At 64.5% G+C, this 21,805-nt stretch carries 18 protein-coding genes; 6 read left to right on the top strand and 12 right to left on the bottom strand.

Annotated elements, in window-relative coordinates; all coding sequences use genetic code 11:
• Window positions 1-54: 54 nt before the first annotated feature.
• A protein-coding gene (locus AAA969_RS02695; protein WP_338243350.1) for an IS630 family transposase occupies window positions 55-1,004 on the bottom strand; the annotation gives its coding sequence in 2 pieces (ribosomal slippage) (window positions 55-662 and window positions 662-1,004; 951 coding nt in all).
• Between the two features lie 129 nt (window positions 1,005-1,133).
• Between AAA969_RS02695 and AAA969_RS02690 the strand changes: the two genes are divergently transcribed.
• Entirely contained in the window at window positions 1,134-1,502 is a 369-nt protein-coding gene (locus tag AAA969_RS02690; protein ID WP_338243348.1) for a hypothetical protein, read from the top strand.
• A 373-nt stretch (window positions 1,503-1,875) separates the two neighbouring features.
• On the opposite strand, the gene AAA969_RS02685 is transcribed toward AAA969_RS02690, so the two are convergent.
• From AAA969_RS02685 to AAA969_RS02645, 9 genes are all read right to left on the bottom strand, one after another.
• Complete coding sequence (locus AAA969_RS02685; RefSeq protein WP_338243345.1) at window positions 1,876-4,092, bottom strand: 3-hydroxyacyl-CoA dehydrogenase NAD-binding domain-containing protein; 2,217 nt, start codon at window positions 4,090-4,092, stop codon at window positions 1,876-1,878.
• Window positions 4,092-4,349, bottom strand: a complete 258-nt coding sequence (locus AAA969_RS02680; RefSeq protein WP_047160818.1) for a hypothetical protein — start codon at window positions 4,347-4,349, stop codon at window positions 4,092-4,094. The genes AAA969_RS02685 and AAA969_RS02680 overlap by 1 nt, the downstream gene beginning before the upstream one ends.
• Before the next feature lie 2 nt (window positions 4,350-4,351).
• Complete coding sequence (locus AAA969_RS02675) at window positions 4,352-5,557, bottom strand: acetyl-CoA C-acetyltransferase (protein ID WP_338243340.1); 1,206 nt, start codon at window positions 5,555-5,557, stop codon at window positions 4,352-4,354.
• Window positions 5,558-5,629: 72 nt separating this feature from the next.
• On the bottom strand, window positions 5,630-6,235 hold the full coding sequence (locus AAA969_RS02670; protein WP_338243338.1) for an FMN-binding negative transcriptional regulator: 606 nt from the start codon (window positions 6,233-6,235) through the stop codon (window positions 5,630-5,632).
• Window positions 6,235-6,660 (bottom strand): hypothetical protein, encoded by a 426-nt coding sequence (locus AAA969_RS02665; RefSeq protein WP_338243336.1) that lies wholly within the window; start codon window positions 6,658-6,660, stop codon window positions 6,235-6,237. The genes AAA969_RS02670 and AAA969_RS02665 overlap by 1 nt, the downstream gene beginning before the upstream one ends.
• 69 nt (window positions 6,661-6,729) lie before the next feature.
• Window positions 6,730-7,338: a hypothetical protein gene (locus tag AAA969_RS02660; protein ID WP_338243334.1), complete on the bottom strand. Its 609-nt coding sequence runs from the start codon at window positions 7,336-7,338 to the stop codon at window positions 6,730-6,732.
• Window positions 7,339-7,340: 2 nt separating this feature from the next.
• Window positions 7,341-8,507: an acyl-CoA dehydrogenase family protein gene (locus AAA969_RS02655; RefSeq protein ID WP_338243332.1), complete on the bottom strand. Its 1,167-nt coding sequence runs from the start codon at window positions 8,505-8,507 to the stop codon at window positions 7,341-7,343.
• Between the two features lie 148 nt (window positions 8,508-8,655).
• Window positions 8,656-10,446, bottom strand: a complete 1,791-nt coding sequence (locus tag AAA969_RS02650; protein ID WP_338243330.1) for an acyl-CoA dehydrogenase C-terminal domain-containing protein — start codon at window positions 10,444-10,446, stop codon at window positions 8,656-8,658.
• Between the two features lie 75 nt (window positions 10,447-10,521).
• Window positions 10,522-11,004 carry a MerR family transcriptional regulator gene (locus AAA969_RS02645; RefSeq protein ID WP_338243328.1) on the bottom strand — a complete coding sequence of 161 codons (483 nt, stop codon included), beginning with the start codon at window positions 11,002-11,004 and terminating at the stop codon, window positions 10,522-10,524.
• Between the two features lie 132 nt (window positions 11,005-11,136).
• On the opposite strand from AAA969_RS02645, the gene AAA969_RS02640 reads away from it, so the two are divergent.
• From AAA969_RS02640 to AAA969_RS02620, 5 genes are all read left to right on the top strand, one after another.
• The gene (locus AAA969_RS02640; protein WP_338243326.1) at window positions 11,137-12,774 is read left to right on the top strand and encodes a hypothetical protein; all 1,638 of its coding nucleotides are present in this window, start codon (window positions 11,137-11,139) and stop codon (window positions 12,772-12,774) included.
• Window positions 12,775-12,972: 198 nt separating this feature from the next.
• Window positions 12,973-16,206: a peptidoglycan-binding protein gene (locus tag AAA969_RS02635; RefSeq protein ID WP_338243323.1), complete on the top strand. Its 3,234-nt coding sequence runs from the start codon at window positions 12,973-12,975 to the stop codon at window positions 16,204-16,206.
• 6 nt (window positions 16,207-16,212) lie between these two features.
• Window positions 16,213-17,148 carry a sulfite exporter TauE/SafE family protein gene (locus tag AAA969_RS02630; RefSeq protein ID WP_338243321.1) on the top strand — a complete coding sequence of 312 codons (936 nt, stop codon included), beginning with the start codon at window positions 16,213-16,215 and terminating at the stop codon, window positions 17,146-17,148.
• 1 nt (window position 17,149) lies between these two features.
• Window positions 17,150-17,995: a TIGR02186 family protein gene (locus tag AAA969_RS02625; protein WP_338243319.1), complete on the top strand. Its 846-nt coding sequence runs from the start codon at window positions 17,150-17,152 to the stop codon at window positions 17,993-17,995.
• Between the two features lie 38 nt (window positions 17,996-18,033).
• On the top strand, window positions 18,034-18,507 hold the full coding sequence (locus AAA969_RS02620; protein WP_338243317.1) for a DUF3429 domain-containing protein: 474 nt from the start codon (window positions 18,034-18,036) through the stop codon (window positions 18,505-18,507).
• On the opposite strand, the gene pdeM is transcribed toward AAA969_RS02620, so the two are convergent.
• Window positions 18,504-19,205, bottom strand: a complete 702-nt coding sequence (pdeM, locus tag AAA969_RS02615; RefSeq protein ID WP_338243316.1) for a ligase-associated DNA damage response endonuclease PdeM — start codon at window positions 19,203-19,205, stop codon at window positions 18,504-18,506. The genes AAA969_RS02620 and pdeM overlap by 4 nt on opposite strands.
• Window positions 19,198-21,672 (bottom strand): ligase-associated DNA damage response DEXH box helicase, encoded by a 2,475-nt coding sequence (locus tag AAA969_RS02610; RefSeq protein ID WP_338243314.1) that lies wholly within the window; start codon window positions 21,670-21,672, stop codon window positions 19,198-19,200. The genes pdeM and AAA969_RS02610 overlap by 8 nt, the downstream gene beginning before the upstream one ends.
• Window positions 21,673-21,805: the final 133 nt, after the last annotated feature.

The following is a 21,805-nucleotide window of genomic DNA, read 5'->3' as shown; positions in this document are numbered from 1 at the left end:
TCCCGCTTTTCCTACAAATTGTGTCTGTCCCGCTTTTCCTAGAGCGTTTTCATTTTAATCGGGGTCATATCCGCAGGCTTTGAAGTAGTTGACGCACTCAGCCGGTGTGATGGCGTCGATGGCGTTGGCGACGGCCTGGTGGAGATCATCGACGGTGCGGGCTGCAGCCTTGCGAAGCAGGGCCTTGAGCTTTGAGAACGCCTTTTCGATGGGATTGAAGTCCGGGCTGTAGGGCGGCAGGTAGAGCAGGCTGGCGCCGGCGGCCTCGATGGCGTCGCGCACGCCGGCGACCTTGTGGGCAGGCAGATTGTCCATGATCACGATGTCGCCGGGCTCAAGTTCGCGTACCAGCATGCCTTCAACCCAGGTCAGGAAGGTCTCGCCGTTCATGGCGCCGTCGACCAACGCAGGCGCGGCGACACCGTTCAGACGCAGCCCGGCGGTGAAGGTGATCGTCTTCCAGTGCCCGTGCGGGATCGGGGCGCGGCAGCGCTCGCCCTTGGGGGAGCGCCCGTACAGACGCGCCATCTTGGTCGACACGCCGCTCTCGTCGATGAAGACGAGGCGTTCCGGATCGAGATCCGGCTGGCGTTCGAACCATTCTACGCGACGCTCGTAGACGTCCGGCCGATCCTGTTCGGCCGCGTGGCCCGTCTTTTTTTAAATGTCTGCCCGCGTTTATCGAGGAAATACCAGAGCGTGCTTTGTTGAACGCGCAGACCGTGATCCGCCTCGAGACGCTGCGCCATCTCCGCCAGCGTGATGTCCGCCCGTTCGTCGATCAGGCCGAGAATGAAGGCTTCGTGCGCATCCAGGCAGGAGCGGCCCGGATTGCCCTTCTTGCGCGGCGACACGCCTCCGGTTCGTCGGAAAAGCCGAACCCAGCTACCAACCGTCGACTTGCCGACCCACATGCGCTGCCCCGCCTCGCTCGTCGACAAACCCTCGTCGACGACAAGACGAACCACCCGCCAGCGCAAATCCTCGCTCATCGCTCGTGTCATCCATGACCTCCCGGCTCAATGATGACACCCTAAGAATCACACTTCGCGGCCCAAGTGAATCCCTTCGCGACTCTAAGATCGATGAAAATGCTCTAGTGTCTGTCCCGCTTTTCCTATTGGGTTTGCGCCGTGCGCCAAAATTGGTGGGAGTTCCTGGTTGTTCCCGGCCACACCTCTATTCAAATTGCCAGTCAGCGATTGCGCGACCGCGAACCGGACTTTGAAATCGCTATGCCTGAAACGGACGAAATTTCAGTCGCGATTGAGGCTACTGCATCGCCGAATAAAATTTTCGAAAAGAAGTATTTCCGCACGGCACCTCGTGCATTTCTAGCCTCGAACCGAACTCCACGTTCAGACATCTCTATTCTTGAAATACTCTTTAGACTCACTCGCCTCCCCAGCAACCGAAATGGCACCTTCACAAAACGTGAATTCACTTCAACTGGAGAAAATAGAGCAAATAAAAAAAATGCTAAATATATAAACAGACCATAAAAAACTGAGAAACACATAACAACTACCCATTTCGGGCATGTCGACCTTAAAGGCTCTTCACTTAATATCGCTGGAAATAAATACCACCCGCTCACAACAAATGGCGAGCACAGGACCAACAATCCAAGCACGGTAGCGATTCCAAAGGAAGTAGCTCGCCGTTGCACAATTGAACTCCCAGTCTCAACGACCATTCTCCGGTGGGCACCCTGAACATCCGGCTCAAGCACCGTTCCCAGCATGACCGGTTCACTGCATCTCACCGTAGCGCCACCAATTAATTGTGTGTGCTCGCGTCACTCCACACAACAAAAAAACCGGCGCGAACAATGCCGCGCCGGTTTCTTGCACGCTCAGTGTGGCGTGAGGCGGACTATTCCGCCGCCACCGCCGCCGGAGCGCCGAAGCGGCCGTAGAAGGTCTCGCCCTTCTCGGCCATCTCCTCGAGAAGCGCCGGCACCTTGAACTGGTCGCCATAGGCGGCTTCCAGTTCCTTGGCGCGGGTCACGAAGGCCTTGGCGCCGATGGTGTCGATGTAGGACAGCGTGCCGCCGGTATAGGGCGCAAAGCCCCAGCCGAGGATGGAGCCGACATCGGCCTCGCGCGGGTCGTGGACGATTTTCTCTTCCATGCAGCGCGCCGCTTCCAGCGCCTGGGCGTAGAGGATGCGGTCCTTGATCTCGGCCGCCGTCGGCTGCTCGTCGGCGAACTTGCCGTCCGGAGCGAACTGCTCCAGCTCCGGCCACAGGCGCTTGGGCTGGCCACGCTCGGCCGGATAGTCATAGAAGCCCTTGGAATTCTTGCGCCCGAAGCGCTCGTATTCCTCGACCATCTTGAACAGGATCGGCTCGGTCTTGGACGGCTGGTAGGCATCGCCCAGATCGGCGCGGGTCTGCTTGAGCAGCTTCACGCCGAGATCCAGCGCGACCTCGTCCTGCAGGGAGAGTGGTCCCACCGGCATGCCGGCCATCTTGGCCGCATTCTCGATCAGGGCTGGCTTCACGCCTTCGGCGAGGAGGTTCATGCCCTCACCGATATAGCGCATGACGCAGCGATTGGCGTAGAAGCCGCGCGTGTCGGAGACGACGATCGGCGTCTTCTTGATCTTGGTCACGAAGTCGATCGCGCGCGACAGGGCATAATCGCCCGTCTCACCGCCCATGATGATCTCGACCAGATTCATCTTCTCGACCGGCGAGAAGAAGTGGATGCCGATGAAATTGTCCGGACGCGCGGAAGCCTTGGCCAGATCGGTGATCGGGATCGAGGACGTGTTCGACCCGAACACGGCACTCTCGCCGATCTGCTCTTCCGCCAGCTTGGTGATCTTGGCCTTGAGCTCGGAATTCTCGAACACGGCCTCGACGACGAGATCGACATCCTTGATCAGGGTGTAATCGGTGGTCGGGGTGATCAGGGCGGCCAGCTTCTCGGCCTTCTCGGCGGTCATGCGGCCACGCTCGACGCGTTTGGCCCACTGGTCCGTCGCGTGCTTCTTGCCCTTCTCGGCGCCTTCCTGGTTGGCGTCGATCAGCACGACCTCGATACCGGCCACCGCCGACACCGTGGCAATACCGGCCCCCATGAAGCCGGCTCCGATGACCGCAATCTTCTTGACCTCGCCCTTTTCCTGGCCGGCCGGACGACGTCCGCCCTTGTCCAGGTCCTGCTTGGACAGGAAGATCGAGCGGATCATGTTGCGGCTTTCCGGGCGCAGCAAAAGCTTGGTGAAATACCGGCTTTCAATGCGCAGCGCTTGGTCCATCGTGACCTGCGAGCCTTCATAGACACAGGACAGGATGTAACGCTGGGCCGGGTAGTTGCCATAGGTGTTCTTGCGCAGCATCGGCGAGGCCGCTCCGAACATCTGGGCCCCGGCGGGATGGTAGGGACCACCGCCCGGGAATTTGAACTTGTCGCCATCCCAGGGCTGCTTGGCCCCCTTGGGGTCGGTCTTGACCAGTTCCTTGGCCTTGGCGACCAGCTCGGCCATCGGCACGACCGCGTCGGCAATGCCCTGGGCCTGGGCCGTGGCCGCATCAAGCTGCTGGCCCTGCAGCAGGATCGGCGCCGCATTCATCAGACCGACAAGGCGCGGCAGGCGCTGAGTGCCGCCACCGCCGGGCAGAACGCCGACCATGGCTTCCGGCAGGCCGAGCTTGGCGGAGGGATTGTCCGACGGCATGACGCGGTAATGGCAGGCCAGGGCAATCTCGAAGCCACCGCCGAGGGCGAGGCCGTTGACCGCGGCCGCAATCGGCTTGCCGCAGGTTTCCATCGCGCGGAAGGTCTTGTTGAGACGGAAGCATTGCTCGAACAGCTTCGTCTTCATCTCCTCTTCCGGCAGCTTGGCCAGTTCGCTCGAGGAGCTGCCCAGTTCGGACAGGTCGGCGCCGGCACAGAAGGCCGCCTTGCCCGAGGTGATGACCACACCCTTGATGGCGTCGTCGGAGATGATCTTGTCGGTCAGCGCGTCGAAGTCATCCATGACCTCGGCCGAGATGACATTCATCGACTTGCCCGGGCTGTCAAAGGTGACCAGGGCAATGCCGTCTTGATCGATTTCGAGTGTGAAGTTTTTAAGTGACATCAGGATTTCTCCTCATCGGACGCGTCGCCACTGTTGGCAGCGCCCTGCTTTTTCTTGAGTTCATTCGCCTTGGCAGAGCCGAAGGCGAGCGACATTGAGACCGCAAAGGCGACGCCCATCGACAGGCCCAAAGCGAAGTTATCCATCGCCACGCCGAGGCTCGACCCGAGGGCGATGCCGACCGGCAGTCCCAGGGGCAGGCCCAGCGCGAGCAGGTTGGCTTCGCCTTGCGGCTTCTCGTTCGGGTCGTCGCTCATGGCTAAACCCGCTCGATGATCGTCGCGGTGCCCATGCCGCCGCCGACGCAGAGGGTGGCCAGGGCGGTTTGCTTGCCCGTGCGCTCCAGCTCGTCGAGGACGGTGCCCAGGATCATCGCGCCGGTCGCGCCCAGCGGGTGACCCATGGCGATCGAGCCGCCATTCACATTCATGATGTCGTGGTCGATGTTATAGGCCTGCATCAGGCGCAGCACGACCGCGGCGAAAGCTTCGTTGAGCTCCCACAGGTCGATGTCGGAGGCTTCCATGCCGGCCTTCTTGAGGGCCTTGGCGGTGACCGGAACCGGGCCGGTCAGCATGATGGTCGGCTCGGAGCCGATCGAGGCCATCGAGCGGATGCGGGCCCGCGGCTTGAGACCGGCGCGCTCGCCGGCTTCCTTGGAGCCGACAAGCACCATGCCGGAGCCGTCAACAATGCCGGAGGAGTTGCCGCCGGTGTGGACCCAGTTGAGGTATTCCACGTCCGGATAGCGCTGGGTGGCGACGGCTTCGAAGCCGACGAAGTCCGACATGTCCTTGAAGGCCGACTTCAGCGAGCCGAGGCCCTGCATGTCGGTGCCCGGGCGCATGTGCTCGTCATGGTCGAGAATGGTGGTGCCGAGCTGGTCCTTCACGGCGACCACGGACTTGGCAAAACGCCCCTCTTCCCAGGCCCGCGCGGCGCGCTTCTGGCTTTCCATGGCGTAGGCGTCGACATCATCGCGCGAGAAGCCGTACTTGGTGGCGATCAGGTCGGCGGAGACGCCCTGCGGCACGATGTAATGGTCGAAGGAGATCTCCGGGTCGACGCCCATGGCGCCACCGTCCGAGCCCATCGGCACGCGCGACATGGCTTCCACGCCGCCGCCGATTGCGAAATCGGCCTCGCCGGACATCACCTTGGCGGCCGCGACATTGACCGCTTCCAGGCCGGAGGCGCAGAAGCGGTTGATCTGGTAGCCGGCCACGGTCTCGGCATAGCCGGCATTGATCACGGCCGAGCGCGAGATGTTCGCGCCCTGCTCGCCGACCGGCGAAACGACACCCATGATCACGTCATCAATCAATGCTGTGTCGAGATTATTGCGGTCACGGATCGCCTGAAGCTGCTGGGTGGCCAGCTGCAGCGCGGTGATCTCGTTGAGCGCCCCGTTCTTTTTCTTGCCGCGCGGCGTGCGCGTGGCGTCGAAGATATAAGCTTCTGTCATGGTCAGTTCCTTTCCCTTGGCGGGTTGGTTCCCTTTATCGACTCGATACTCTGATGAGGACAGGCGGCGGGACTAATCATCCTCTTCCCCCTCATCCTCGATCATGTGGTAGGCGACGGCGTGTTCGCCGCGTTCATTGAGGGCGTGAGCGATGCGCAGACGCTCCTCCAATGGCTTGTTCTGGGAGAGCTTGGCCTTGCCCTCGAGGCGTTCGATCTCGAACTCGAAGGGCTGGATGGCACGCTCGAGCATGGCGCGGCGCTTCTCTTCCAGATTGGTGATCCGCCACTCGCTCTCGAAATCCGCGATCTGCGAGGACAGCGCCCGTTCGGCCTCGACACCCTCGAGTGGGACCAGCGTCCCGAAGGCGTGCACGGCGGCGTAATTCCAGGTCGGCACATTCTCGTTCGGCTTGGCGTACCAGGTCGGCGAGATATAGGCGTGCGGACCGGTGAAGACGACGATGGCCTCCTTGCCGGCCTGGATGGCCTTGGCCGCCGGATTGGCCATGGCGACATGGCCGATCAAAACCAGTCGCTCATCGGCCAGCTTCATCGGAATGTGCGTCGCCGCCAGGTCCGGTTCACCCGGGATCAAGAGCAGCGCGAAATCATAGGAGCGCATAAGCGCCCGCATCTCGCTCTCGTCTTCCATCCTGAAGTGCGACGGCGTGTACATCAGGTGCGTTTCCCGGAAACGAAAATGAGGGCGACCAGAAACCCGAGGCTCGGCGGTACCAGTGTCGCCGCCATCGGCACCAGCGAGACCAGGCGCAATTGCGCGAACTCGTCCGGATTGTCCCCGCCGAGCAGGAGATGGGCGGGGATGGAAATCAGGATCGGCGCGGTGGCGATCACCCAATATCCAACCAACGCCGCCAATACGCGTAGCCGCGAGCCAAGCAGAAACGACACTCCCAGCGCAAACAGGGTCGCGATCACCGGTGGCAGGGCCAGACCCAGCCAGGCCGGATAACTCTCCAGCGCAAAACTCGCACCGAACCAGACACCGGAGCCCAGACGGGCCGCCAGCACGGTGCCCGCACCGCCCGCGAGAGCGGCGATGAGGAGGGAGCGGAAGGAGTTGTCGCGGGTGTCAGTCATGTGCCACCTCACAGCGGCAGTCGTGCGGCTTCAGCTTGTTGGACCAGAAGAATTTGGCTAACGGCGCGATCATGACGCATCCCCAATATGTGGCTGCAACGAGCGCGCCGCCATCCGCGCCGCCGCGTAAACGCCAATGAGCATGGCAAGGTGCAGCGCCAACTGAAAGCCCCATGCGACGCTGAATCTCGTGAAGCTGAGATAGAGGAGGGAGTTCAAGAACCAGGGCACAAAAGACACGAGGGCGAAGCCGGCCACAAAAGCTCCGGCGGTTTGCATGGCGCCAGACAGCCGAACCGCAAACCAGGTCAAGGTCAGCAGGAGCGATGCTGAAATCAGGAAGCTGACGCTCGCAGTCTGCAAGTCAATCGGATTGGCGTGCTGCCATCTCTGAACGCCGTCCATGAGCCACGTCTGGGTATGGCCTATATCCGACATCGGCCTCGACATCGGAATGACATCCAACGGGCTGCCCATATTATCCAGATCAACCGTGAGGGACTCACGATATCGCTGCTCCTGCTGCGCCTCAAATTGCATCACATGGATGCGACCACCGACCGCTAGAGCGAGAGCATCGACGGCTGAGACAACCGACCACACACCGGCACCCATGAGCGCAGTGCCGAAACGGCTCGCAGGCGCGCCTCGGGTCAATCGAGCCGGATCCTCACCCATCCCTACAGCGTCCGCGCAATCAGCAGCTTCATGATCTCATTCGTCCCGCCATAAATCCGCTGGACGCGGCTGTCGGTCCACATCTTCGCGATCGGGTATTCGCTCATATAGCCATAGCCGCCATGCAGCTGGACGCATTCGTCCATGACCTCGTTCTGGGCTTCAGAGACCCAGTATTTGGCCATCGAGGCGGTGGCGGCGTCGAGTTCGCCCTTCATCAGGCGTTCCGAGCAGTGGTGGACGAAGACTTCCGCCAGGGTCGCTTTGGTCTTGCACTCGGCCAGCTTGAACTGGGTGTTCTGGAATTTCAGGATCGGGCGACCGAAAGCCTCGCGGTCCTTGGTGTAGGCGATCGTCTCGTGCAGGGCGCGCTTCATGGCGCCGACACCCTGGACGGCAATCTGCAGGCGTTCCTGGGGCAATTGCTGCATCAGCTGGATGAAGCCCTGGCCTTCTTCCGGGCCGAGCAGCGCATCGGCGGGCACCCAGACATCCTCGAAGAAGAGCTCGGCGGTATCCTGCGCCTTCATGCCGACCTTTTCCAGAAGGCGGCCGCGGCGGAAGCCCTCGACCTTGTCGGTCTCGACCATCAGCAATGAGACGCCATCAAAGCCCTTGGACGGGTCGGTCTTGGCGACCACGATGATGAAATTGGCCGAGCCGCCATTGGTGATGAAGGTCTTCTGGCCGTTGATGCGATAGCCATTGCCGTCCTTGACCGCCGTCGTCTTGACGCTCTGCAGGTCCGAGCCGGTGCCCGGTTCGGACATGGCGATGGCGCCGATCAGCTCGCCGGAGATCATCCGCGGCAGGATGGATTTTTTCTGCTCTTCCGAGCCGTAATGGGTGACGTAGGGCGCGATGATGGAGTTGTGCAGACCGACGCCCCAGCCGGCGGCGCCAATCTCGGCCCCGGCGGTGTGGAAGACGTATTCATGGCCCCAGTCGCCGCCGGCCCCGCCATATTCCTCGGGCACCGAGGGGCAGAGAATTCCGGCCTCGCCGGCCTTGGTCCAGATCTCGCGATCGACCATGCCCTGCTTTTCCCATTTCGCGGCGTTGGGCACGCATTCCTTCGCCATGAAGGCGCGCACCGTGTCCTCGAACATCCGGACATCCTCACGCTGGAGGAAATCGGGACGGGGTATGTTGAGTGGATCCTGGAACATGAAACGTCCTCCCCAGACGGTTCTTTGTGACGGGCCTGACCGCAGTGGTGCGGATGCCCTTTATCAACCAAATCAGAGGGCGGGCCGCTCTCTTTTGCCGGAGCGGTCCCGCCAGATTGCAAGCGCGATTGCGCCAGACAGCATGCGCCTAGAAGGCCTCCGCTTCCAGCGCCATCATCGAGTCCGCACCGGCCTCGACCTTGGCCAGGTGCATGGCGGCTTCCGGGACCCAGCGGTCCAGGAAGTAGCGGCCGGTCGCCAGCTTGTTGGCGTAGATCGGGTCACTGTCACCGGCAGCAATCTTGGCCGAGGCGACCTTGGCCATCTTGGCCCACATATAGGTCAGGCAGGTCAGGCCCATCAGGCTGAGATAGTCATGGCTGCCGGCGCCGGCGTGATCGAAATTCTTCAGGGCGTTGTTCATCAGCCAGTCGGTGGCCGTCTTGAGCTTGCCCTTGGTCTCGGCGACCGCATTGATGAAGGGCTGGGTCTCGTCATTGCCGCCCTCGGCGACAAAGGCGTCGAGCTCGGCGAAGAAGGAGGTGATCGGGCGCATGCCGTTCATCGCCAGCTTGCGGCCGACCAGGTCGAGCGCCTGGATCCCGTTGGTGCCTTCATAGATCAGGGTGATGCGGGCATCACGCAGGAGCTGGGATGCGCCCCACTCCTCGGTGAAGCCGGAACCGCCATGGATCTGCAGGCCCGACGAGACCATGTCATAGCCCTTGCCGGTCAGGTAACCCTTCACCACCGGGGTCAGCAGCGCCATGTAATCGCCGGCCTTTTCGCGCATCGCCGGATCAGTCGCCTTTTCCTCGAGATCGCCTTGCAAGGCGGTCCACAGGGCAAAGCAGCGCGACGCTTCGACGAAGGACTTCTGGTCCATCAGCATGCGGCGCACGTCCGGATGGACGATGATCGGATCGGCCGGGCCATCCGGGTTCTTCGGTCCGGTCAGCGAGCGGCCCTGCAGGCGATCGCGGGCAAAGCCGAGCGATTGCTGATAGGCCGCCTCGGCCAGGGCATAGCCCTGCAGGCCGACACCCAGTCGCGCCTCATTCATCATGATAAACATGATCTTGAGGCCCTTGTTTTCGTCACCGACGAGCCAGCCGGTCGCCTCATCATAGTCCATGACGCAGGTAGCATTGCCGTGGATGCCCATCTTGTGCTCGAGACCGCCGCACTTCAGCGAGTTGCGCGTCCCGGGATCGCCATTCTCGTCGGGGATGTGCTTGGGGACCACGAAGAGCGAGATGCCCTTGACGCCTTCCGGCGCGCCCTCGATGCGGGCCAGCACGAGGTGGACGATGTTTTCCGCCATGTCGTGTTCGCCGGAGGAGATCCAGATCTTCTGACCGGTGATCTTGTAGGAGCCGTCGGCCTGCGGCACGGCCTTGGTGCGCAGGAGACCCAGATCGGTGCCGCAATGCGGCTCGGTCAGGTTCATCGTCCCGCCCCACTGGCAGGAGATCATCTTCGGCAGGTAGAGCGCCTTCTGCTCGTCCGAGCCCCCGGTCGCCAGCGCCGCGGCGGCGCCCAGCGTCAGGCCCGGATACATGCCGAAAGCCATGTTCGAGGACGAGACCATCTCGTTGAAGGCGAGATTGAGCACGTGCGGCAGGCCCTGACCGCCATAGGTCGGGTCCGAGGACAGCGCCGTCCAGCCGCCTTCCGACATCTGCTTGAAGGCTTCCTTGAAGCCGGTCGGCGTCTTCACATTGCCGTCCGCATCCCGTGTACAGCCTTCCTCGTCGCCCACTTTCGAGAGCGGAGCGAGCACGCCTTCACAGAACTTGCCGCCCTCTTCGAGGATGGCGTCGATCGTGTCGGCGTCCGCATCGGCAAAGCCGGGCAGATCGGCATACTGGGTGATGTTGAGCACGTCGTGGAGGACAAAACGCTGGTCACGAACCGGGGCGCGATACGGGGTTGTCATGATGGGTCTCCGGGGAGCGGGGTGTGAATTGGTCGTGTTGTTGTCTTGAGGCTTGGTCGGGGCGGCGGCGCGGGATCAACCCGGCGACAGGCCGCTCCAGTCTTCCAGATGGGCGGCGGCCAGGGCCTCGAAGGCGCGAGCCCGGCGACGCACATCGTCCGGCGGGGTGCGATCCTCCAGACGCTCGCGCATCCAGTCGAGACCGGCGGTCAGTTCGGCGAGGGCCCGCTCGACATCCTCACGCTGCTGCTGCAGCACGGTAATGCGATGCTCGAAGCGCTTGATGGCCGGACCCAGCCGCTCGCGGCCGCCCCGGTCAATGGCCTGCAGATCGAGGATTTCCTTGATCTCGTCGAGCGCGAAACCGACCCGCTTGCCGCGCAGAATCAGTTCGACACGGGCACGATCCTCGGCCGTGTAGACCCGGGAAGCACCGCGGCGTAGCGGGTTGATCATCCCCTTCTGTTCGTAAAAACGCAGCGTGCGCGGCGTTATATCGAACTCGTGCGCAAGTTCGCGAATGGTGAATTCCGCATCGGGAGCGACAGGCTTGATCATGGGGTGAATGGTGCTCACGAAGTGACGCGAACGTCAACGTCAAATATATGACAATCCGGATTCTCCCGACAGCACCGCCTCGCCGGCCTTACCCCCTTTCATTGTCCCCGCAGGCACGGCACAGTCGCGGCCATGTTGCGTTACCTTGCCCTGCCCGCCCTCGCCCTTCTCCTGCCCGCGACACCCGCCCTGGCGCTTGCCCAGGCCGGGCAACCCGATCCGGGCTTCTCCATCCTGGCCGAACAGCCCGGCATTCCGGAGACCACACCCGACCAGAGCCCGCCGGACACCTCGGCCGAGGCCTATACCGTGGTCGGGCCGCATCTGGATCGGGACAGCTATCTGGCCCTGCGCGGCGATAGGAGCGAGGCGGTCCTGCGCACGCGCTGGCAGATCGTGCGCACGGCCCTCGACGGCACCGAGCTGGCTCGCGAACAACGCGAGATCGTGATCGGCGACGGCTATGTCACCGAGACCGGCGAGGCCGAGACCGTCATTCAGGATTTCATCACGTCGCGGACCCTGACCCGGACACCGGCCCTCGACGGACCGGTGATGCGCAACGAACCCTTCGTCTCCCATGTCCACCGGCAGATGAATACCTTCGCCTTCTACACCCGGGACGGAACACTGGATCAGGTCACCGGCCCCGGCGGCACCGCCTTTGACCGGTTCTGGATCGAGGCCGCCATGGGCGTGCGCCTGGCCGAGGCCGGACTGGTCTCGACGCTGAGCGAAGACGGCGTCAATGAAGTGCGCCGCGAGCCGGACGGCTCCCCGGTCTTCACCCATGCCGATGACGGCCTCGGCGCCGGTCGGCCGGCCGCGCTGTTTCGCGGCTGGCTACAGCACACCGTTCCCGTCCATCCCGACGCGCTGGCAACCCTGAACAATGAGGCGGGCATACCCGCCGCTTTCAGCTTTCTGGTGTTCAGCCCGTCCAGCCCCGAGGGTCGCCGCGAGACCTGGACCCGGCTGAGCAGCTTTGAGGACGAGGCCGCCTTCCCCTGGCCGGAAGGGCTCGCTCCGGCCCGCGCCGACAGCTACCAGATCGACGATCCGGCGATCCGCCGCCTCCTACAGGCCGGACTCGACGCCGCCACGCGCCCGTCAGCCGCCCCGACGGAGGCCGATTTCCTTGCCGCCGCCAATGCCGCCCAGCGGCGAGCCGACCCGTCCGGCGCCTATCTTGCCCTGTACCAGATCTCGCACCATCAGGGCCCGTGCCGCGGCGACTCCCGCGCGCCGGTCTGCTCGCGGATCAGCCAGATCACCGCCGCCGGGATCGGCAATCCGGGCTTCGAGGCCCTGATGGCCGCCATCAGTGCGATGCAGACAGATCGTCCCGCCGCCATCACCACGCTGCGCGAGCACCTGCATCGCCAAGGCCTGGAAGGGGCGGCTGCGAACCTGCTCGCCGCCCAGGCCCTGGCCGCGGTTCGCAGCAACCAGCCCGACGCCTTTGCGGACATGAACCTGCCGGCCCTGTTCGCCGCCAGCGCCATCGATGACCCCTATGCCCCCATGGCCTTCTGGCATGGCGGCCGCTTCGTCGCGAGCCAGGGCGATGTCGAGACCGCCTGGCTGCTGTTCGACATTGCCCGCAGCCTGCCGGCTGCCGCCAGCCTGCCGCCTTCCCGCGAGGCGATGGCGATGAGCGCGCAACTGCAATCGCTGGCACCCTGCTTCTTCGTCCCCGATGAAGATCACGAAGAAGATCACGAAGAAGACCCCGAAGAAGACCCGGCCGACACCCCGGGCCAAAACTGAGTCACCACGCGGACTTATCCACATATTTTACCCGCCATTAACCGAGTCAGAGCCTTGTTCAGACTCAGGATTTCGCGCTCCTGCGTGCTGATCTGAGAATTGATGTGGAAACACTACATATTGGGTCTCCACCCTTGGTTTACACCATATTAACCACGGAATACGGTTCCGCAGGTTAGAATAAGTGAGCGAATCAACATGTCGTCTTTGGGTGGTCCATGGAGCGTTAAGGGGATTGATCCCCGCGCCCGGGCGAGAGCCAAGACGGCTGCGCGTCGCGAGGGCCTGACCCTCGGCGACTGGCTCAACCGGGTCATTCTCGAAGACAATGACCCCGCCTCACCGCACTGGGACGACGCCCTGGAAGCCTTCCCGGGCTTTGGCGGACAGCCCTCCCTGAACGAGGACGAGGACAAGCTGCTGCGGGCGATGGTCAATCGCCTGTCCGAGCGCATCGACAGCAGCGAGGCGATGTCCTCGCGCACGCTCGGCGGCATCGACAAGGCGATCACGCAGCTCGCCGAGAAAATCACCAAGACGGCCGAGCGCACGAACGCACAGCTGGACAGCGCGCGGACCAGCCTCGAGCGGGTTCAGAAGTCACAGGATGCGCTGGGCCAGCGGGTCCAGTCGCTGGAGACGAATGGCAGTGCCGGCGGCGCCTCGCCCGAGACCGTCAAGGCCGTCGAAACCACGATCATGAAGCTCGCACGCCGGCTTTATGAGCACGAAAATGACACCGCTGCTCGCGTCCATGAGGTCGATACCGACACCAAGCGCCTCGCCGAGACCCTCGAGGACCGGCTTGCGCGCCTGGAGAACCGGGCTGATCAGTTCAGCACGCTCAACAAGACGCGTGAGGACCGCACCGCGGAAACCCTGTCCGGTCTTCAGACCTCGACAGAAATGCTCAAGGCCCGCATCGAGGGCAGCGAGCGCGTCACCAATGATGCGGCCCGATTGCTGGAAACCTCCTTCACCCGTCTCGATGACCGCCTGCGCCAGCTCGAAACACGCAACTCCTCCGATACGGTCGAGCTGGAACGCCGCTTTGAACGTCTGACCGATGACGTCGCCCGCACCATCGCGGAAACCCGCAACCAGGTCAGCCAGGCCCTCAGCAAGGCCGCGGCCGAGCCCCGCGTGGACCGCCTCGAAGACGCCCTCGCCAAGGCCCTCGACCGGATCGATACCGCCGAACGTCGCCAGGGCGACAACATGGCCCGCCTCGGCGAAGAGATCACCAAGCTCGCCGGCGCGATTGATCGCCGCCTGACCGAGAGCGAGCGTCGCGCTGCCGATGCCCTGCGCGAGAACCAGTCCGAGCAAAAGCTCGACCGGCGCCTCGACGAAGTGCGGCAGGAACAGAAAGACTCGATGAAGCGGATGGGCGAGGAGGTCAGCCGTCTTGGCCGTGCCCTCGGCGATCGCATCGTGAAGTCGGAGGAGCGCGCCTCCACCCTGGTCGAAACCGCCACCGACCGCATGGCCCAGATGATGGACCGGCTGGAGCAGTCGGGACGGGACGACTCTCTGGAAGAACGCCTGCGCCAGTCCGAGGAACGCACCGCCCAGCGCATCGAGGATGCCCTCGCCGGCGTCAAGGATCGCATGAGCGCCGTGCGCGCCGAGACCGAGCAGGCCCTGTCTCCGGTCCAGCGCGCCATGTCCGCCCTCGCCGATCGCCTCGAGGCGATTGAAGGGCGCGGCAAACCGGCCAGCGACACGCCCGAGACTGAGGACGAGACTGAGACGAAGACCGACGCCAAACCTGCCACTCAGGCGGATGCGGCCGACGCCATCGATTTCGACACGCCGCTCTCGCCGCCGCCCCAAGCCGAGACTCCGAGCGGCGGTTTTGCCATTGATGGCGATGACCCGTTTCTGACGGAAACCGCAGCCGCAAAACCGGTTGCCGCCGCACAGCCTGCACCGGTCGCCTCGCCAATCCTGCGTGACCAGGCGGCGCACGCCGCAGTCCAGCCCCGTCCGGCTGCTCAGCCCCAGGCCCGCGGTCCGGTGCCGCAGCCGGCACAACCCGCTCGCCCCCAGCGCATGGGCGCGACCGCCGATGCCGACTTCCTGGCCGCCGCGCGCGAGCGGACCCGGGCCGGCCTGCCCGGTCAGACAAGCGAGGCGGCGCAGCGACCGGCCCCGCAATCGAAGCTTGGCCGCGGCCTGCTCTACACCCTCCCGGTGATCGCGCTGGTCATGCTGTCCGGCGCCGGTGCCCTGCTGATCTGGGAAGCCTGGCAGGGTGATGGCGAGCGCGTCGCTGCCGACGCCCAGGCCGAGCGTAATTTCATTGCCCAGGTTGAAGCCGACCTGTCGGGCACCACCACGGCACCCGCGGGTGCCGGGACGACCGCGCGGCCGCAGACGCCAGCCATGGCCGAGGTGGCGCGTGGCGCAGCTTCGCAAACACCGGCCTCGCCCGACACCGCGCAGCTGGCCCAGACCCGGGCGCCGGCAGACGCGACCCGCGCACCGGCCAACCAGGTTGCCGACTCGACCGGCACCAGCCTGCCTGCCGAGACCGGCGCAGCCCCGTCCAGCGCTTCGCCGCGTGAGCGAGCGTCCGACCGTGCGTCAGAGCGCGCCTCCGAGCGGTCCGGGGCAAGCCGTGCCGTGACGCTCGAAAGCGCCGCCGCTGACGGCAATCCGGTCGCCCGCTATCAGCTCGGCCTGCGCGCCCTGGAAAACGGCGACGCCGCGACCGCCGCCATTCTGCTCCGCCGGGCCGCTGAACAGGGTGTCCCGGCCGCCCAGTACCGCTATGGCAAACTCCTCGAGACCGGCGAAGGCGTCGAGATCAATCTGGAGGATGCCCGCCGCTGGACCGAGAGGGCCGCCAATGCCGGCCATCGACGCGCCATGCACAATCTGGGTGTGATGTACTACTATGGAACCGGTGTCGCACAGGACATGGAAACCGCGGCACGCTGGTTCCAGGAGGCATCCCTGCTTGGCCTGCGCGATTCCCAGTTCAATCTGGCCCTGCTCTACGAGACCGGCGACGGCGTTCCGCTGAGCCTGCCCGACGCCTATGCCTGGTTCACCATCGCCGCCAGCGACAGTGATCCGACGGCGACCGAGCGCGCAGCGACCCTGGCAGAAATGATCGAGCCGGCCGCCCTGGAAGCGGCGCAGTCGACCGCTGCGAGCTTCACCCCGCGCCCGCTCGATGGCGAAGCCAATGGCCTCTATGCGGACCTGCCGTGGGAGCGAGTTGCGACCACCGATCCGGCCATGGTGAGGCGGGCCCAGGGCTTCCTGTCCGTCCTCGGCTATGGCCCGGGTCCGATTGATGGCGAAATTGGCGGACGTACCCGCGACGCGATCATGCAATTTGAAGCCGACCAGGGCCTCCCCCGCACCGGTCGCGTTGATGCTGTTCTCGTCGAACGGCTCGAACGCGCGGCTGCGGGTTGATCGGCGGTGCAGATCTACCTCCCGATCGCGGAAATTTCAGTCAACATCTTCCTTTTGCTCGGATTGGGCCTCGGTGTCGGCTTCCTGTCCGGCATGTTCGGGGTCGGCGGTGGCTTCCTGATGACCCCGCTCCTGATCTTCATCGGCGTCCCGCCGGCGGTCGCCGTGTCGACCGGCGCCAACCAGATTGTCGCCTCCTCGGCCTCTGCCGTCTTTCCGCACTGGCGACGAAAGACACTTGATCTAAAAATGGGGGTCCTGCTGCTGATCGGTGGCTCGACCGGGTCGATCGCCGGCGTCCAGCTGTTCGCGCTGCTGCGTGGACTGGGCCAGATCGATCTCATCATCTCCCTGAGTTACGTCGGGTTTCTCGGCATTGTCGGCGGGCTGATGATGATCGAAAGCGTGCGCTCCATCCTGCGCAGCGCCAACCCGGACAAGTCTGCAGCCAAGCGACCGATCCGCCGCCGCGGCTGGATTTCCCGCCTGCCTCTGAAAATGCGCTTCCCCGCCTCCGGGCTTTATATCTCGGTCCTGCCGCCGATCTTCATCGGCTTCTTCGTCGGCACACTGGTCGCCATCATGGGTGTGGCCGGCGGCTTCATCATGGTTCCCGCCATGATCTACATGCTGCGCATGCCCACCAATGTCGTGGTCGGGACCTCGCTCTTCCAGATCCTCTTCGTGACCGCGCTGACCACTTTCCTGCAAGCGGCCCAGAACCATACCGTCGATATCATGCTCGCCCTTCTTCTGACCGTGGGTGGGGTGATCGGGGCCCAGTTCGGGACCCGTGTCGGGCGCAATGTGAAGGCGGAGGAATTGCGGGCCCTGCTGGCGACCCTTGTCGTGGCCGTGTGTCTGAAAATGGCCTGGGACCTGGTCGTGACCCCGGCGGACCTGTTCGTCATCCTGCCGCACGGATCCGGGGAGGGGTTCTGAGATGATCACCGCCCTTCTTCTGGCGCTGAGCCTCCAAACCCAGCCGCAGATCGCGACCGAGGCCCCGGGAATTGTCGCCGCGCTGACCCAGGAGACGGTTGAGATCCGCGAGGATTTTGCCGGTGCCGAGCTGGTGCTTTACGGCGCCACCCGCGGCCTGACCATCCGCGACGAGATTGTGGTCGTCCTGCGCGGACCGGGCCGCGATCTCCGGGTCATGCGCAAGGCCCGCAATTTCGGCATCTGGGTCAATTCCGCCCCGCTGGAATTCGACGATGTGCCAAGCTATTACGCCATCGCGACCTCGCTGCCGCTCGATACGATCTCCGGGCCGGAAGAGCTGGCGCGCAGCGGGGTCGGGCTCGATGCCATGCTGCAGGCCAATGCGGCAGCGATGGTGCCGAGCTGGGTCCTGAGCGGGGCCTTGGCGTCCGATGATACCGATGCCCGGGCATCCGACGCTGGCGATGCCGAAGACCCGATCCCCGAGATGATCCGTGAGGACGAAGTGAGCGCCTATCTCAACGCAATCGCGCGCGCCGGGCGGCGAGACAATGTCTTCGCCGAAGCCCAGCGCGGTGTCGAAATCCTCGATGGCGGCCTGTTCCGGGCGACGATCGCCCTGCCGCCACTGACCCCGATCGGCAATTATGTGGCAGAAGTCTATCTCTTTCGCGACGGCCGACCGATCGCCAGCCGCTCAACCAGCCTGCGGGTAGAGAAGGCGGGACTCGAGCGCTTCGTATACGAATTTGCCAACAATATGCCCGCGCTCTACGGACTCTTCTGTGTCCTGATCGCCATGATTGCAGGCTATCTCGCCAATCTCGCCTTCAACCGCCGCTGATCCCTTTTCGAGGACGCTTTGCCGCCTAGATATGGCGAATGAGCACGCACGACACCATCCCCCGATCCCCTCTCTGGCTCGGTCTTGCCGGCTGGATCCCGTTTTGGATTCCGGTCGCCCTGACCGTACAGGCCGCTCTGACCGGTCGTAGCCCGGCGGCAGAAGGCGGGCTTTATACTGTCTATGCCGCGATCATTCTGGGCTTTCTTGGCGGCGTGCGATGGGGCCGCGGCCTGGCGCCGGACGGGACCGGCAGTGGCGGACTCTATGTCCTGTCGATCCTGCCCAGCCTTGTCGGGCTTGGCGCGGCTTTCCTGTACTGGGCCGGACAGCCGGAGATCGCCTTCGCAACCGTGTTTGCCGGACTGATCCTGCACTGGCGCTGGGACAGTCTGGCGGTCCGCCGCGAGATCCTGCCGGCCTGGTATGGCCGCCTCCGCTCCATCCTGACCCTGGGGGCCGGCCTGTCGGCCCTCGCCATGCTGGGAATATACCCGGTCGCCGCCGGCTAACGGCCGTCCGGGACGCAGGACCTTGCCGCGACGGGATAGATCCGCGACCGTCCCATCACCAGCGCGTCGGGGATTTGTCCGAAACAACGCGCAAATGCCGGATCACAGACATTGAGCCCGCCGGTATAGGCGCCGAAGGCGGGCATGATCAGGCGCGTACCGTCCGTTGCAAAGCAGCGAGCGCGAACCGAGCGTCCCTTTCCGCGCACCTTCGCGCACGGATGCAGATGTCCCGCGATTTCGCCGGGAGCGGGACCTTCGGTCGGCTCGTGGCGCAACAGCAATGTCCCGAGCGCCAGCGTCTGACGAACCTCGCCGCCAAAATGAGGCGGCGGCGCCGGATCGTGATTGCCCTCGATCCAGACCCAGCAGTTGACGCTGTCGACCAGGTCGGTCAGGCGTTCAACATCGGCTCCGTCCATCCGGCTGTCGGCGTGTCGGTCGTGGAAGCTGTCGCCGAGCGCAATCACCGTCCGCGGCCGGTGACGGGACAGCGCGGTCGCCAGACGGCGCAGCGTGGTCCGGGTGTCATAGGGCGGCAGCATCTGCCCCCCGATGCCAAAGGACGAGCCCTTCTCGAAATGAAGGTCCGAGACGATCAAGGCGCGCTGGTCGGGCAGGACAAGCACCCCGTCCGCATCGGCGATGGCGGTCTCACCCGCGAGCTGGAACGCATGGTCGGTGAGCGTGTCAGTCAAGCCGGACGGCCTCCGCGATCAGGTCCTCGGCAGCGTCCTCGAGGATGCTGTCATGGCCCTCGCCATAGACCGGTTCCTTGCCGATCTCCAGCATCACCGGCACGGCCAGCGGCGAGATGCGGTCGAGGGCAATATGGGTGACGCGCCCGCGAACGCGGGCCAGTGCCTCGCCGAGACGGCGGATATCGAGCAGCCCGGCAGCGGCGTCCTGCCAGGCCGCCCGCAGCAGGACATGGTCGGGCTCGTGCTCGCGCAGCACGTCATAGATGAGGTCGGTGGAGAAAGTGACCTGGCGACCGGTTTTCTCCATGCCCGGAAAACGCCGCTCGATCAGCCCGGCGATCACCGCGCAATTGCGGAAGGTGCGTTTCATGAGCTGGCTCTCGGCCAGCCAGGCATCGAGGTCATCGCCCATCATGTCCTCATCGAAGAGGCCGTCAAAATCGACCCCCGAGAGATCGCGCAAGCCCCAGACCGAGACCGCGTACTCATTGGCGACAAAGCCCATCGGTCGCAGGCCCAGCCGCTCGAGACGCCGGGTCAGCAACATGCCGAGCGTCTGATGCGCGAGGCGGCCCTCGAACGGATAGCAAACGAGATGATAGCGGCCCGAGCGCGGGAAGGTCTCGACCAGGAGCCCGTTCGCATCGGGCAGGCGCGAGCGCTGCTGCTGCAGGCTCAACCAGTCGCGGACCTGGCTGGGCAGCCGATCCCATTGCCCGGGGTCCTGCACGAGGTCGCGGACGCGCTCGGCGAGATAGGTGGAGAGCGGGAATTTCCCGCCCTGGTAGGACGGCACTTTCGGATCGGCGTCGGCCGCCCGGGTGACCCGCGCCGCCATCTCCTCGATGCCGACAAAGCGCAGCACCTGTCCGGCGAAGATGAAGGTGTCGCCCAGGACCAGCTGCTCGACGAACCATTCCTCGATCTGGCCGAGCCTGTGCCCGCCGCGGCCGCGGGAGGACACCACCACGTCGAGCATGGGCGCCTCGACAATCGTGCCGACATTCATCCTGTAGCGCTGGGCGATCTGCGGCGTTCGGGCCGACCAGCGCCCGTCCTTGCGCTTCACCAGTCGCCGGAAACGCCCATAGGTGTTCAGCGCATAGCCGCCGGTCGCGGTGAAATCGAGGATGCGGTCGAACGTCTCGCGGTCGAGCTCGGCATAGGGGGCGGCTGAGCGGATTTCGTCGAACAGGGCGTCGGCGTGGAAGCCGTCGCCACAGCCCCGCCCCATGATGTGCTGGGCCAGCACGTCGAACGCCCCGGCCGCCAGCGGTTCGCCATCCAGCACATGTCCCGCTACCGCCTCGCGCGCCGCCTGGCATTCCAGGTGCTCGAAGCGGTTGGTCGGCGCGAGCAGGGCCCGCGAGGGCGCATCGAGGCGGTGGTTGGAACGACCCAGCCGCTGGATCAGGCGCGAAGAGCCTTTCGGCGCGCCCATCTGGATGACCAGATCGACGTCGCCCCAGTCAATGCCCAGATCGAGGGTCGAGGTGCACACAACCGCCTTGAGCCGCCCCTCAGCCATCGCCTTTTCGACCTTGCGCCGTTGTTCCGGTGAGAGCGAGCCATGGTGCAGGGCAATCGGCAGATTGTCGGCATTGCGGGCCCACAACTCCTGGAAGGTCAGTTCAGCCTGGGAGCGCGTGTTGACGAAGACCAGCGTCATTTTCGCGGTCTTGATCCGGTCATAGACATCGCCCAGCGCATGGCGGCCGGAATGCCCGGCCCAGGGGATGCGATCGCTTGGCTCGAGGATTTCCACGTCCGGGCGGGCGCCCGCCTCACCGCGAATGATCCGGGCGAAAGCATCGCCGCCGGTCGGCTGGGCGACCAGCCAGCGTGCCAACCCGCCTTCATCGGAGACCGTCGCCGACAGGCCGGCACGGGTCGCCTGCGGCGCCCATTGACGGATGGTCGCGAGGTCCAGAGACAGCAGGTTGCCGCGCTTTTGCGGTGCGATGGCATGGACCTCGTCGATGATGATGCGCCGGACATCCCGAAAGAAGGCGTCCGCATTGGCCGTGGCGCAAAACAGCGCCAGTTGTTCCGGTGTAGTCAGCAGGATGTCCGGCGGATGGGCCCGCTGACGCTGGCGCTTGGCGGTCGAGGTGTCACCGGTCCGCGTCTCGATGCGCAGGTCCAGCCCCATCTGCTCGACCGGGATCATGAGATTGCGCGCGACATCGACCGAGAGCGCTTTCAACGGCGAGATATAGATCGTGTGAAGGGCATGCGGGCGTGACGCGCCCTGCCCCTCGGTCGAGGTTGCCAGATCGATCAGGCTGGGCAGAAAGCCGCCAAGCGTCTTGCCACCCCCGGTCGGCGCGATCAGCAGAGCGTCCTCGCCGGCCTGCGCCGCCGCAATCATCTCCAGCTGATGGTCGCGAGCCTGCCAGCCGCGCCCGGAAAACCAGTCGACGAAGCGGACTGGAAGAAGATCCGGAGCCTGGATTGGCGACATGACGCGGTTCCGTACGCAAGCTGAGAGGACGGCGAGCCGATGGGGGGATGACTGCCCTGAGTGTCCCCCTGCCGGTCAGGCCACGATTTCGCCAAGGTAGGGGTCGAAGTTGCCATTAGCGAGGGAAACAGGG

Source organism: Maricaulis maris (genome assembly GCF_036322705.1).
GTDB classification, from domain to species: domain Bacteria; phylum Pseudomonadota; class Alphaproteobacteria; order Caulobacterales; family Maricaulaceae; genus Maricaulis; species Maricaulis maris_B.
The sequence above is the reverse complement of the archived record's forward strand: the minus strand, read 5'-3'. Positions and strand labels throughout refer to the sequence as shown.